This is a genomic window from Tautonia sp. JC769 (assembly GCF_040717455.1).
Lineage (GTDB): Bacteria > Planctomycetota > Planctomycetia > Isosphaerales > Isosphaeraceae > Tautonia.
The window spans coordinates 206,592-221,274 of record NZ_JBFEFH010000007.1; the positions used below are offsets into that span (position 1 = coordinate 206,592).

Annotated in this window: 4 protein-coding genes; 1 reads left to right on the forward strand and 3 read right to left on the reverse strand. The window is 63.4% G+C overall.

Features of this window, described 5'->3' with window-relative positions:
• Positions 1–8: 8 nt before the first annotated feature.
• From AB1L88_RS10005 to AB1L88_RS10015, 3 genes are read right to left on the reverse strand one after another with little or no spacing between them, the layout of a single operon-like run.
• The gene (locus tag AB1L88_RS10005; protein ID WP_367096511.1) at positions 9–281 is read right to left on the reverse strand and encodes an acyl carrier protein; all 273 of its coding nucleotides are present in this window, start codon (positions 279–281) and stop codon (positions 9–11) included.
• On the reverse strand, positions 281–5,263 hold the full coding sequence (locus AB1L88_RS10010) for a beta-ketoacyl synthase N-terminal-like domain-containing protein (RefSeq protein ID WP_367096512.1): 4,983 nt from the start codon (positions 5,261–5,263) through the stop codon (positions 281–283). The genes AB1L88_RS10005 and AB1L88_RS10010 overlap by 1 nt, the downstream gene beginning before the upstream one ends.
• On the reverse strand, positions 5,260–12,582 hold the full coding sequence (locus tag AB1L88_RS10015; protein WP_367096513.1) for an SDR family NAD(P)-dependent oxidoreductase: 7,323 nt from the start codon (positions 12,580–12,582) through the stop codon (positions 5,260–5,262). Before AB1L88_RS10015 ends, AB1L88_RS10010 begins: the two co-directional genes overlap by 4 nt.
• A 1,091-nt stretch (positions 12,583–13,673) precedes the next feature.
• Between AB1L88_RS10015 and AB1L88_RS10020 the strand changes: the two genes are divergently transcribed.
• On the forward strand, positions 13,674–14,567 hold the full coding sequence (locus AB1L88_RS10020) for a hypothetical protein (protein WP_367096514.1): 894 nt from the start codon (positions 13,674–13,676) through the stop codon (positions 14,565–14,567).
• The last annotated feature ends 116 nt before the right edge of the window (positions 14,568–14,683 follow it).

Below are 14,683 nucleotides of genomic sequence, written 5' to 3' on the forward strand. Positions count from 1 at the left end.
GACTCCGATCAGTCGTGGAGGTGTCTGGCAAGGAACGAAGCTAGCTCTCCCATCGAAAGGTCGCGATTCGAACGACGGCCGAGCTCGGCCATCAGTTCGCCGAACGGGAGAGGTCGACCGTAATGCGCCTGGAGCGTTTCGCCGAGGACCACGGCGTCGATCGACGCGAGGCCCAGGTCGGCGAAAAAGCGCGTTTCAGGGCCAATGAGGTCGGAGTACTCTCGCCCTTGGAAATCCGAAAGCACGCGGGCCAGGTCGTCCAGTATCTCGGATTCCTTCATCAAGGATTCCCCCCTCTGTAAAACCATGCAAGGGCATAACCGTCTCGAATCGCCGATCCGACCCGAAATTGTTCGCCCGCGAGATCCGGTCGGAGTTCCGAAAGCTCCGGGCCCAGCCTCGCTGCGATCCAGCCGTTTCGCACATCGAACGCCACCACTTCGGTGCTCGATGGCCCAGCCACCATGCCCCGTCCGGTGACCTTCCCCACGGTTTCCTTGGCAGACCAGAACCGGGCGATCCATGCCGATCGGTCTTCCCGTGCAATCTGGTCGAGCAGCCTGCGCTCACCATCGAGGAACGCGATCGATTCGAACGACTCCGAACGAGGGACGACCTGTTCCACGTCGATCCCCAGGATCGCTCCGGGGGATCGAGCGGCAAGAGCCACGGCAACTCCGCGTGTGTGAGCGATCGAGACGACCGGGAGTTCTTGTTCGTCAGGCTCTCGGCACGAGCGAACCCACGGACGCCCATGATCATCAGGCGTGATGGTCAGGTCCGCGGGATATTCCGCAGGCCTGCCCTCATTGAGCCAGATCCGACGTACTGCCTCCTTGGCCGCGATCCGCCCCCAGAGTCGCAATGTTCGACGCTCGTCGGACCCGGTCGGGCGAAGGCACCCCGCCCGCTCGTCTGGAGAAAGCTGGACATATTCCAGGACGTCTCGCCAGATCGGCTTCCCCATGTCCTCTGGGGGCTGCAACCAGACCGCGACGCATTCGGCCCCCAACCCCGGGAGGTCCAGGGCCTCGCCGAGCAGTTCGCGATCGGGTTGGCGAAAAACATCTCGATAGCGGGGCGGCCAGTAGAAACGCCAGTCTTCCCAATCATCAAGTCGCATCCAGACCCGCCCATCGGGCAGGAGAATCTCGGCGTCCACCCTGACACGTAGCCGGTCGATCTCCTTGACCGCGATGCGGCACGTCAGGTCGGTGCCCTCAGCCGGGTCATCACCGAAAATGCGGAGTGAGCTCAGGCGGAGGGGGAAGATCACATCCCCTTCGGAGAGTTGATCGAGCCCCCAGCACCCCAGCAAATGGGTAAACGCATCCAGGACTATGGGGTTTGTCAAGGGAGCTGGGGCGGCGGGGTCGGCTTGGATCGCCCCCAAGGGGAGGAGCCGCAAACGCCCTTCGATACCTCGATCCGAAGCATTCCCGATCCCGACGACCGCCTGGAGTGCCGGCCCGTGGAACAACCACTGCTCCGAATACATCGATTCGGCCGTGAACCGCGTCGGCGCGGCATGCCCTCCCAAGTCGAGTGGGTGTGCCTTCGGGGGATCGGGACGCTGTCGATCGAAGTCGATCACAGCCTCGACTTCCGGTTGATCATGCTGGCGAGTCGGGCCAGCCACCGGCCCTCGATGATAGAGGGAGGTACGAAACGATTCAGGACGATTCGGAATTCTGGAAACTCGAATCTCAAGTCGGATGGGCTCATCTTCATAGCGGATCCATCGCCGCGCTCGGATGTCGCGTAGCCCAACCAGGACCCGGCCACCAGCGTGCTTCGCCGCGGATTCTGCCAGCATCTCCGCCATGAGGGTGAAGGGCAAAACCGGAAGCCCCTTCATCTCCGGGTCGACCGCTGAAATTCGCCGGCCTCCGAACGTATGGTGTTCGGCAATAGGGTCACACGTCGCATCAAGGACCCGCCATTCGGTCCACCAAGTAGGATCTCCGGAGGCATCCTGCTCGGCTCCTTGCCCCTCGGACACTGGCGAATGATCCTTCGGCAAAGCACCGCCCTTCACAATGCGATTGTGGGGTTGGAGGCCGAACTCCCCTTCAAGTCGAGTGAGCCATTGCAATGGGTCATGTTCCACAGAAACGTCTTGAATCAGTGCTTGCTCAAGTGAGTCGAAGCCTGAATCTGGGAGATTGTCGTTCAAGGCAGTCGCAATTACACTGCGTTGCGTATCGAGGAATGACTGCATGGTGCGAAAATACGAGAGCATTGCCGTGTCATCATCACACGAATCACGAGGAACCTGAGAACTCGGGTCTAAAGCCGGAGTGCTCTCAGGCGGTGTGACCGACTTTCGCGAAGTCTCACCCGAGGAATTTGAGAAGTCAGGACTGCCCGTACTCTGAGCAGTAGGCCGATGGAGAGCTGAAATAAAATTGTCCGAAAGGCGCATCTCGGGGAAGCCGAGTCGGAGAGGAACCCCTGGGTTTCGAGGCATCTCCGTCTGCTCAAGGTCGACTCGTTCCGGCCGTCGCCTCGAGACCAGAACCGTCGGGTCCACCGCAACTCCTTGGGCGAATAGCGAGGCGACCAAATGATTGAGCTGGGTGATCCCGGATCGCCTTGGGAGGTTTGCAGCGATCGCGAATGACGGACGACCACGGAGGGTATCCTCGACAAAGGCCGACAGGTTGCCACGCCCTCCCACGTCGACAAAGAGGCGAAGTCCATCGTCGTGCATACGCTCAATTGTCTGGCGAAATTCAACGGTCCTTGTCCACTGGGCTGTCGCAAGGCCGCGAATCTCCCGGGCAGACGTCGGGAAACGATCGGCAACACAGCAGGAATAGACGGGAACCTTGGGCGACTGGATCGGCAACGATTCGAAAAGTTCCTGGATCGGCGCGAGTGCCGGAGAGAAACGCTCAGAATGATAGGCTCTGGAGAAGGGCATTTCCTGATGGGCAATCCCCTCTGCCCTCAACCGGTCGACCATCGTCGCCGCGGACTCGGAATCGCCCACAAGCACTACTTGATGCGGACAATTGTCAACTGCGACGGCCATCGACGACGAAGATGCCCTCAGAAGCTCCTCGATTCGAGCGCGATGCGTGGCCACCCCCAGCATCCGAGCCTCCGGAATCGCCCCCGACCGATCCAGCCGCGAGAACACCGTTGCAAGCTCGTTGAATCGTCGCTCGAGATGGTCGTCGTCTGCGATGGCTCCGGCGGCAACGAGCGCGGGAAACTCTCCGCTACTATGTCCGCAAAGAGCATCGGGGCGCAGCCCCATGCGAATCAGGATTTGATAGATCGCCCACTGAGCTGCGAGGACGACATGCACAGCGGTCGAGGTTTCCCAAAGCCCGGAGTCTTGCTGCCGATCTGTGCGAAACAATCGGCCGCTCGGCGGCTCGATCGCACCAGAATGGAGCGCCATGCGGTCGATCCGATCGAAGGGAATCCGAACTTCGGGGAAATGCATGCAAAGATCGGCCAGCATCCCCGGATACTGTGAGCCTTCCCCCGGAAACAGAAAGGCAAGTCCTCCCTCTTTTCCAAGGGGACGATCCCAGAAATAGGCACCCTTCGTGTCCCGGATCGAAGCGCGATCCGGCTCGGTGAGCCTCTGAGCAATCGAGTCGAGCCGAGCGATCAGTGCTTCGAGCGATTCAGCAACAACCCCCAATCGGCAAGAGTGTTCTGACTGAGTGGCTTCGGCGTTCAGTGTCGCCGCGAGATCTTTCAGCGAACACGCGGGGTTACGTCGCAACTGACGAATGAGCGAGTGAATCCGTTCTATCAATGCAGTCCGGCTCTCCTCGGCGATCAATACCGCCTCGTCCGGCCAACTCAGCATTGTTCCAGGGACCGCATCATCGGACCTCGGATGCTCTTCCAGTACCGCGTGCGCATTGATTCCTGCGAATCCGAACGCATTGACGCCCGCTCGCCTGGGAGACTCCTTACCTTGAATCCAGGGGCGGCTTGCCGGGTTCCATTCGAATCGTTCAACTGCCTGCTGCAGCAGCGGGTGCGGATTTCCTACAACGGGGCTGGCTGGAAGGACTCGATGATGGAGCGCGAGCGCGGCCTTGAGAATTCCGGCCATCCCCGCCGCAGGCATCGCATGCCCGACCAGTGCGGAAACCGCGCCGAGAACTCGACCCTGTCCTCCACCCCGATGGGGAAATGCAGCTCGCAAGGCTTTCAATTCCGCGCGATCGGCCGCCGGGACCCCCAGTCCATGCCCTTCGATGAGTCCGACGGAATCGGGATCAATCGCCGATCGCCGATAGGCTCGACGGATTGCTCGGAGATGGCCCTTCGCGTCTGGCGCGGCCAATCCACGGCCCAGTCCATCGCTTGCCAGGCCCACTGCCTTGAGCACCGCATAGATTCGATCCTGGTTCCGTTCCGCATCTCGCAACCGTTTCAGCACGAGCACCCCAACACCTTCTCCGGGCACAAGGCCGTCAGAATCGGCGGCAAATGGCCGAGGCACTCCCGTGCGGGACAGCACTCCCAGTTGCGAGAAAACCATGGGAAAGTCCACATCCGCTTCGATGTAGACCCCTCCCACGATGGCCAGATCCGCTCGCCTCGAAATCAGGGCGTTCGCCCCCAGGTCGATCGCCACGAGGGCCGAGGCACTCGCTGCATCGACCACGTAGCTTGGCCCGGTCAAGCCCAGCCGATGACTCACTCGACCGGCGGTCGCATTGGTCATCTGACCTGGGATCGTGGCGGAATCAAACGGAGGGAGCGTCTTCTTCAACTCGGCCCGGACGGCCTCACGCTCAGCCTCCGACCATTCAGGATGCAAGGAGTTCAAGATCGCAAGTGTTTGCGCGAGCACTCTCCCATGCTGAAGTCGTGTCAAATTCCCCCGGTTAAAGTAATTCCCTCGGCCTACAATCACTTCCACACGTCGTCCATCCTGGATGCCATTCGGATACCCTGCATCGGTCAAGGCCGACCGCGCGGCGTCGTAAACAAGAAACTGCTCGGGTTCGCCTCCCTCCAAGGTTCTCGGCATCACCCCGAGTAAGCTTGGATCCATCACTATTGGCTCTTCGAGATATCCACCCCTCCGTCCACTGACACGATCACTTGCCTTGGATTCCGGGTCATGAAAGAGATTCGCATCCCAGCGACTCTCGGGAACCTCGGAAATGGACGCTCGCCCTTCGAGGATATTCTGCCAAAACTGGAACAGAGTACTGGCTCCAGCGAATCGACAGGCCATGCCCACGATTGCCACGTCGAGAGGACGAGCGTCCCGGCTCATCGCAACGCCCCCTGAAGATCCCGAGAGTGGAGATTCAGGGGAGCCTCAAGGCCACCGAGATCCGAGGCGAGAATCACCTCGACATCGCCTTTTCGGCCAAATCGAATCTCATCCAGGAGTGCCTGGCAACCGACTGCTGGATCAATCATCCCCAGCCCGCGACGGCCAAGATGATCCTGTAATTCGGAAACCATGCCGACCCCGGCCCACGGTCCCCAGTTGATCGCGACCACTCGCCCCGGCCATCGGCGATCCAGCCAGAGTGCCAGCTTGTTCAGCACTTCATTCGCCGCCGCGTAATCCGACTGCCCCTGATTCCCGAACCTCCCTGCAACTGAGGAAAAGAGCGCCGAGAATCGAAGCGATTCACCGCGCAGCAATCGAATCAGGTTCAACGCGCCATCAACCTTGGTACTCACCACGCGGTCGAAGGATTCGGGAGTTTTGTCCCGGAGCAATTTGTCATGGATAACACCCGCCCCATGGATGAACCCGACCGGGTCGCCATATTGCGTTTTCCAACGAGCAAGCACATGCCCCAGGGCATCCGCATTTCGCACATCGACCTGGGCGTATTCCACGGTCGCTCCCTCGGCTTTCACGCGTGCCAAAGTCGATCGGATCTCTCGAGCACGCAGAAGTGAGCGGTACGAATGCTCCAGCGCCGAGGGAGTCACCGTCCGACCGCCCCGACGCGCCTCCTCCAGAAGCACCGATTTCAAGGCATTGCCCGACGCCACCCCCTCCGTAATTTCCGATTCTGAATCCTCGGGGAATGGACTGGTTCCCACCAATAGGAGGGTCGGTTGCCAGGCCCTCGCGAGTGCCACGGCAACCGCCGAGGAAATACCTCGAGCACCTCCGGTTATTAAAATCGGCTCGCCTGATTGGACGTGAATCCTTGGTTTGTCTCGGCGAAGATCCCGTTCAACGGCCTGGAGCCGAAGTCGGCGTCCCTTGCGATAGCCGATCTCGGGCCACCCATCGTCATGAAAGGCTTCGAACATCAGGTGATCGGCGAGAACGGTCGCATCCTCCGCCGGGTCAAGGTCGACGACTCTCGATCTGACAGCCGGCCACTCCCGGCTCAATGTCTTCACGAGACCTGCAATCCCTCCTTGACCGGGGAAGATCCGGCCAGAGCAATCCGCTCCCGAGCCGAATGCGCCTCCCATGGCGGTCGCGGCGATCAAGCACGCTCCCCCCAGCCCTGCGGAACGCTCCAGATCGTCCGCCGCGGCGCGTGCCAGGAAAAACAAGCCCCGCGCACTTAGACCCATTCGGTCCGGCCACATCTCTGAATCGCCAGCCTCCGGCCTTGGGTCCCCAAGTGGTTGGACATGCACAATTCCTGTGATCTGTCCACGGGCGCGGATTTCTGCGAATCGCTCCGCCACCGCCGAGGCGGAGGACAGATCCGTCCGATCGCTTGCAATCAATTCGACCCTGAATCCGTCAGCTCTGAATCGTGCGGCAACTGACTGGGCGAATCCTCGCCCATCATCCGTCACCAGGACGGTCCCGCCTGCTGTCAATGACGACTTCACCGCCTCGACGGGAGCGTCCACGGCCTCGATCAGCAACCGTCGAAGCGGAGCGTCGCTCAACGGTGCGATACCATTCGCCCTTGATCGATCGCGCTCGTCTCGGACCGGTTCGTTGATTGCCCGAGTCCCATGTCGAGGCTGTGCGTCGATCGATGGTTGCTTTCCGTTCGTTCTGACCTCGTCTCGCGAGTCCTCGCTGCTCATTTGGGGCGGTGCAGGTCGTTGTGACCCCGCCAGTACGACCTCGACCCGATTGACAATCTCTCCCAGCGTTTTGGCGCGCGTCAGGCCATCCATGAGATTCGGGGCGACGTTCGACCGAAGCTCCACGATCGAATCGCGCAAGGAACCCAGGATTTCAACGCGTTTGATGGAGTCGATCCCGAGATCCGCCTCCATGTCGAGATCAATCCCGAGCATCTCGATCGGATAACCTGTACGATCCCGAACAATCTCCAACAAGCGTTGAGTCACGGAAGTCACTGGCATCACATCCGACCCGGTGTGCTCCGGTGCAGTCTCACCCGCATGGCCGACCGACGCGGTTTTGCTCTGTTCAGGAACCGCTGACTCTTCACGATCATCCTGAGCCAATGCAGCGTGACTATTCTCGATCAAGTCCTCGGTTGAAGGCCCCTCGTCCCGCAGGATCGGTCGCTGAGAGGGAATCGCCACATCCTGCGAAGATCCCGATTGAGGCTTCTCAACGCCGGCGTGATGATCGCTCGAGGGCTCGACCGAACCTCGATCCAACCCGGAAGCCGTGCGATCCTCGCGGGCGGGCCGTCCCGTGAAATAGGCCTGCATGGTGGTTTGCTGGACCTGGAGAAATAGCCGCATCGTTTCCTGAAACGATTCCATAACATGTTCGGATTTTGAATTCGTCAACAGTTTCCTCGCATGGCCATTGTCCCGAGCCAATCCATCCCCCGATCGGGAGTTCATACTCCGGGTCTTCTCTTCGTTGCTCCCGCTTCTTCGTGGTGGATTCATGCGAGGCGATCCATCTCGACGCTCAGAAGAGGCTGCCCTCAAGCCATCACCAGCATCACCGTTTCCGCTCGCATGCCCGTTGCGAGCAGGGTCTCCGGTATGCCTGGATGTCGGCTCCTGTGCGACGGTCCCGTTTACCTCCATCTCGTAGCGACGCGGGCTTTTCGCGTCAGCCTTGTGCGAAGTCCCATTCATCAGATGCTCTGTCGCCATCCCCAGTCGTTCGGGTTCCGATCCATTGATCGGTTTCGCCCGGCTTCCATTCACGTACCAGGTCGATGGACTCACGGAGTGATCCAGTTCGCCCAAGCGACTGAGATCCAAGACCCTTGCACCCCGACGGCGGGTCAATCGTCCCAGGCCCCTCATCTCGACTCCGGCGACCAGCAATCGGCCCAGTGTCTTCAATATGGACGGGATTCCCGGGCTACCCGGAGCATCGCACGAAACCGCCAGGTGCGGCCGGTCATCGAGGATGGACTTGACCAGGGGGGCGAGGATTGATCCGGGGCCGCACTCGATGAAGACCCTGGCGCCGTCCCCGTGCATCGCCTCGATCATGTCCGAGAATCGGACCGGCGAGACAAGGTGATCACCGAGCCTTTGAGCGATCGTGTTCGGATCGAGTGGGACCGTACAACCATCCAGATTTGAGTAGACCGGAATCGATGGGGCGTGCATCCCCATCTGTCTCGCGTAATCGACCATGGGGGTCCGAGCGTTGGAGACCCGCGGCGAATGGAAGGCAGCGGCGACCGCCAGGTCGAACGTTCGGACCCCACTCGACCGAGCCCGATCGATCGCGCGGTTCGCCGCGTCGCGGCCCCCCGCGATCACCGTCTGCCTTGGCCCATTCAGGTTGGCGATCACCACATCATCGATCCCCTCGATCAGCGAGGCAGCCCGATCGGCATCGCAAGCAAATGCCGTCATGACACCCCGATCATTCCCGGCGGCCTCGAACATCAACCTCCCTCGGGCCTCGGAGAGTGCTGCCAGGGTGTTGAGATCGAATGCCCCACCGGCATGCAGGGCGACGAGTTCGCCGTAACTGTGACCCGCGACCAGGTCGGGCCGAATCCCCAGGGCATCCAGCCACCGAAGCATCCCAACCGACGCCGCGCCCACCGCTGGTTGTGCCACCTCGGTCGCCGTCAGGGCAAGACGGGCCCGATCGCGATCGAGATCGTCCAGCGTCGGCGGAGGGAAGACCTTCGGCCCGACCGACGTTCGACCCGCGGCAACAAGAGCCTCATCGAACGATTCATAGCCGCTTCGCACCTCCTCGAACGCAACCGCCAGGTCGAGAAGCATCTCCAGGCGTTGCGCCCCCTGACCGGGAAAGAGGAAAGCGACCTTTGCCCCCCGAAAGGGCGGTCGCTCCTCGAATGCGATTCCCCGGGGGTCGTGGAACGACGTATCACCTCGGCCAATGGCCTCGCGGGCAATCGTCAGCAAGCTCCGCAAGTGTTCGATCGAGGTCGCCGTGATTGCCACCGCCGGCCGACCCGGGTCGAACTCCCCGGACAACCGAATCAGCGTATGGGCAAGATCCTTGAGAGGGGGACTGGCACCCTGATCGAGTTGTTGAACGAGGTGATCGATGGAATCGCGGAGTGCTTCCCGATCGTTGGCCCGCCAGACAAAGAGCTCCGCGGGCCACTCGTCCAGCGGATCGGGCCGAGGAGCGGGGTCACCCTCGTAGGCTTCCAGCACCGCATGAAAATTCGTGCCACCGAAGCCGAACGCGCTGACCCCCGCCCGCCTCGGACGCTCAGGGTCGGCATGCAGCCAGGGTCGGACTGCCGAGGAGACGCGAAGTGGCCCGTCTTTCAGGTCCGCAGCCGGATTGGGCCGTTCGATCCCGATCGTCGGCGGCAATGTCTTGTGATATAAGGCCAGCGATGCATTGATGAGTCCGGCCAGGCCGGCCGCGCATTTCGTATGGCCGATCATCGACTTGACCGAGCCCACCGCGATCGATGCCGGCGCCGCTCCATCCTGCCGGAGGAACTGGGAGAGCGCGTTGACCTCGACCACGTCCCCCACGGCCGTCCCGGTTCCGTGTGCCTCGACATATCCAAGACTCCTCGGGCTGACCCCAGCCTTGGCGTATGCTCGCGCCAGTGCTCTCGCCTGCCCATCGCCGTTAGGAGCCGTCAAGCCTCGGGCGCGGCCGTCGCTCGAACTCCCAAGCCCCTTGATGACGGCATAAATGCGATCGCCGTCGCGCTCGGCGTCGGCAAGACGCTTGAGCACGACCACTCCGACGCCCTCGCTGATCACGATGCCATCGGCCGACGCGTCAAACGGCCTGCTGCGCCCCCGGGGTGAAAAGGCCTGGGTTTTGCTGAAGGCGAGATACGTAAAAGGATTTTGAACCGTATCCGCTCCTCCCAGAATCACCATGTCTGCCGCGTGCGTCTCCAGCTCGCGAACGGCCAGGTTTGCCGCGGCCAGCGACGAGCCACAGGCGGCATCGACCGTGTAATTCGCCCCTCCGAGATTGAAGCGATTCGCCACGCGCCCAGCCGTGACATTCAGGAGGAAACCGGGAAAGGCGTCCTCGGTCCATTCGGGCAAATAACGCTCGGCCTGCTCCCGGGCGGTCCGACCGGCCTCGGGCGCGATCGATTCAAGCATCGGTAAATAGGATCGGAACGCATAACCCATGGCAAGCTGGGCCGCGCCTCCTCCCATCCCGAGGACGACCGCGGTCCGATCCCTCGGGAACGGTCGATCCGTGTATCCCGCGTCGTCCAGGGCGGCACGGACGGCCTCCAGCACGAGGAGCTGTGCCGGCTCGATGGACGGCAAGCTTGTCGGCGGCATCCCGTAACGAAGCGGGTCGAAGGGGATGTCCGGGACGAATCCACCCCACTTGGACACGATCTTGTCGGGGGCCTTCCCGTCGGGGTCGTAGTACGGCCGCCAGTCCCAGCGATCCGGGGGGACTTCGACGATCGCATCCACGCCGTGAAGCGTGTTGTTCCAGAACGCATGCAGAGTTGCGGCCCCCGGCATGATCGCCGACATGCCAACGATCGCGACGTCCGAGGGGGTCGCGGCCGATCCCTCCCTTACGGGTTCCACGATCGGGCGGCGAACGAGTGCCGAACTTTGCACACTTAACTCATCGTGCAACTCGGCAATCGTGACAACCCGATCACGCAAGGTCGCCACCTGGCCAATCATGTAGAGGCCGCGAGCATACTGCTCGGCTTCGCCCAGGGGTTCGAGCGGCGCCCCCGCCCCGGATCCCCGATCCAGCCCCTTGCTCGCGACCCGCAGGCGCCCGACATTCAGGGCTTCCAGCCCAGCCCGGACCGCCTCGGCGGGGGTGCCCGTCGCGAGCAAGCGCGATCGTTCCTCCGCGAACTGCGCCGTGAACGGTGTCGGGACCGCTCGCACTTCATGCCCGGGACCGGTCTGCAGCAAGACGGTGGATCGGCATCGCACCGCCTCGGCCTGGAACCTCGGCGCGATCGCCCCGGTTTCGACCGCCTCCCGGGTGAACAGATAGGCGGTCCCCACCAGCATTCCAATGTTCACCCCTCGATGCGCAAGGGGGCCTGCCAGCGCCGCCACCCCCGCGGCCGATCGGGCATCGTGGATGCCGCCGGCAAACAGCAGTTGCACCTCGCTCGGATCCGTGATCCACCCCTGTTCGATCCCCTCCCGAATGATCGTGGCCGCCTGATCCCACAAGACGAGGCTCGACCTGGGTCCGACGTGCCCGCCGCATTCGCGGCCCTCCAGCACGAACCGCCGTGCCCCGTCGCGGAGGTATTGCGAGAGCAGGCCCGGGGACGGAGCATGCAAGAACGTCTGAATCCCGATGTGCTCCAGCGCTTCCGCCTGGTCCGGCCGCCCCCCGGCGATCAGGGCAAACGGGGGCCGAACCTGTCGGATCGCGTCGATCTGTTCTGCCCGCAAGCCCGGATCGACGAAGCCGAGCAGGCCAACGCCCCAGGCCTTCCCCTCCAGTCGTCGCGCCGTCTCGGTGAGCAAATCGAGGGAGGCCGGCCCCCGGAGCATCGCCAGGGCGAGCATCGGCAACGCCCCTCCGCCCGCCACCGCCTCGGCGAAGCGGGCCGAGTCACTCACGCGCGTCATCGGCCCCTGAACGATGGGGAAGCGAGTCCCGAGCAATTCCGCCATCGGCGATCCAGGCGCAAGCGGTCGAGCCGTTGCTGCCGCAGCCAATCCCCGGTCGATCGCCTCCGAAACCGCCTGGACGATCCCCCCGACCGTCACCCAGCGCCGCGCCAGCGTCGAGGCGAACGCCCCGTCCTGGCCGATCGGCCTGGCCTGGCCCCGCGACCAGCCGACATTCTCGATCACCGCCCGGCACCAATCGTCCCCCCCCACCTCGGCCGCTTCCTTCAGGCGCACCACGGACGGACTGCCAGGAAGCGCATCAATCCGGACCATCGGCCCCTCCTCGGGCCCGATGAGCACGGTCTCGCCGCCGTCGAGCCGGGCGATCCGAGAACGATCCGGCTCCTCAAGGGGTGATTCCCGGGCGAGCAACACCGCGCCCTCGAGCACCACCCCCGACGCTCCCGCTCCCAGGCACGCCGCGGCCGAGTCCCGCCCGATACCGCCCCGAACCCAGCACGGCCCGTCCCCGTCGGCGAGCAACCCCTGGAGCAGGATGAAGGACGACTCCGTACCGCATCGCCCTCCCGCTTCGAGCCCCGAGGCGATGAAGCCCGCCGCTCCCGCATCGCGTGCCGCCTGGGCCGACGCTCGGTCAACCACCTCGGCGATCGGCACGCGACCCGATTGGCGGATGGACCGCACGACCTCGTGCCAGGGGGTCGAACGGTCCCCCGGGCAGATCACCACCTCGAGCCGATCGGGCCAGTCTCCCGACGCGAGATGCTGGGCCTGGATCCGCGCCGCGAAGGGTCGATCGGCCCACCGCCGAACCCGGTCCAGGGCCGACCGACAGGCTGGAACGTCGAGGCGGTCGAGATCGAGTACCCCCATCGCTCCCGACCGACCGGCCGCGACCAACGCCCCCTCCCACCCCGGTTCACTCGGGATCAGGACGAGGATTCGAGGCAGACTACCTGGGCTCGGGTCGGTGTTCGTCACGGCGTGAACTCCCCCAGCGATCTCCGGCGCACCACCGTGGCCGCCCTGGTCGCTCGCAATCGGATCATTTCGTCGTGGCGTTTCATCGTCCTGAGCCATTGTGATTCGACCCGACTCCTCATGTTCGACATCTCGAGGCGACGCGGATTGCTGAAATTTTTCGAAAGGCAGACAGTTGGTTCTCGCCCCGGGATCGCGTCCAGCACGGCCCACCTCACGGTTCCCTCCCCGCCTCGGAGCACCACGGGCGGCCCTCGTCGTCGCGCTCGCGGCCGTTCGATCTGATTCGCCGGGCAATCCGGTTCGGAATCGTTCGCCAAGACAACTTTACCCGAAACTTAGGATGCGAAAAATTCGCCGACTGGACAAAATAGGAAATCTCGACGCCGTCGCCCTCGGTTGTCGGATCGTCCGATCGCTTGTGCGTGAGACGCCCCTCGATGCCCGGGCGTCCAGGGACGCGAATGGGTTGCCAATCGTCTCAGGGCGTCACTCGAAAGGGCCGAACTTCCCCCGCAAACCATAACCTGAAAACGGGATACGACGCGAACACTCCGAGGACCGGTGGCTCCGACAGGCCCTCCCCTCGCCCGCATTCTGGTGCGATGGAACCAGGACGCTGGCGGCCCTCACTGACTGGTTGGGTCGAATCAAGCACTTGCGCCGGCCGACGGCAGAAACGCGTGATGGACGCTAGAGTGAATGTCGAGCGTATTGATCGGAGAACTTGATTGACGGTTGGGTGCTCCAGGAGGATTCGAGGAATCATGGTTCGTCACGTGGTCCGGATCACTGGTCTCGCTCTGGGATCGCTCCTGATTGCCTGCGGGAGTGGCGACGACACGCCTCTGATGCAGGAGGAGCCGCAAGCGCTCCCCCGGTTGGTTCACCTGGAACCTGGGGCGGAGGTTGGGCAAGGGGCACCGGAGGGCTGGACATCTCGGGTCGTCCGATCGGTCCCTCGACTGGTCTCGGGCGATTTGGCGTCGCTCCCTGATTCGGCCGGTGCCACGGCGACGCGGTTCCGGACGGTCATCACGGCGGAGGTCGCCCCGCCCGAGCCTCGGAGGAGGCCCGCTCGGCTGGTCCGGGTCGGGGTCGGCAACGCCGTCCCGGTCGGCAATCGCGAGCTGGTCGTGACTCGGCACGGCCCTCCCGAGGCGTTCGACTCGCTCGGGGTCGTCGATCGCGTCGTGTTGATCGCCGCCGAGGCGAAGTTGCATCGAGGGCGGCTGATCGCCCGGTCGCCCACGTTCGCGCTGTTCCAGACGCCGACCGTCCTGGTCGTCGAGGGCAAGCACCGCGAGGTCAACCTGCACTACGCCCTGATCGTGGAGCCGACCACCGGGGCCTTGACGACCTTCTGCTGGCCCGACCCCGCCAGTGATTCCGGGCCGATCGACGCGGTCCTCAGGTTGGCTCCCGAACTCAGCTTCGATGCGGGGCTCGACGCCCGGGTCACCCGGCGGATCGGCCCGGCCCCGGTCTCCTGGTCCTTTGCGATGACCAGCCCTCCTCCCGGCGACCGCATCCCGCTGGGCTTCGGAGACGCGACGGCCCTGACCTCGCACACCGACGTTGATCGTCTAGAGCGCATGCTGCGGTCGCTGGCGGAGCAGCCCGTCAACACTCGCCGCCCGCCTCGTCGGGCAAAACGCTGAGTCTCGCGCGTGGCGAACGGGCAGTTCAGGGATTGCGGCGCCGGAATTGCTCGAGCAGGTCTGGCCCAATCGTCCCCGAGCCGCTCGATGGATCGGATCTCCATCCGGTCGGGGAA

What these genes read in the sequence shown, in the direction of transcription:
- AB1L88_RS10020 (WP_367096514.1), top strand. Translation starts at nt 13,674, where the DNA reads ATGGTTCGTCACGTGGTCCGGATCACTGGTCTCGCTCTGGGATCGCTC.
- AB1L88_RS10010 (WP_367096512.1), bottom strand. Translation starts at nt 5,263, where the DNA reads ATGAGCCGGGACGCTCGTCCTCTCGACGTGGCAATCGTGGGCATGGCC.
- AB1L88_RS10005 (WP_367096511.1), bottom strand. Translation starts at nt 281, where the DNA reads ATGAAGGAATCCGAGATACTGGACGACCTGGCCCGCGTGCTTTCGGAT.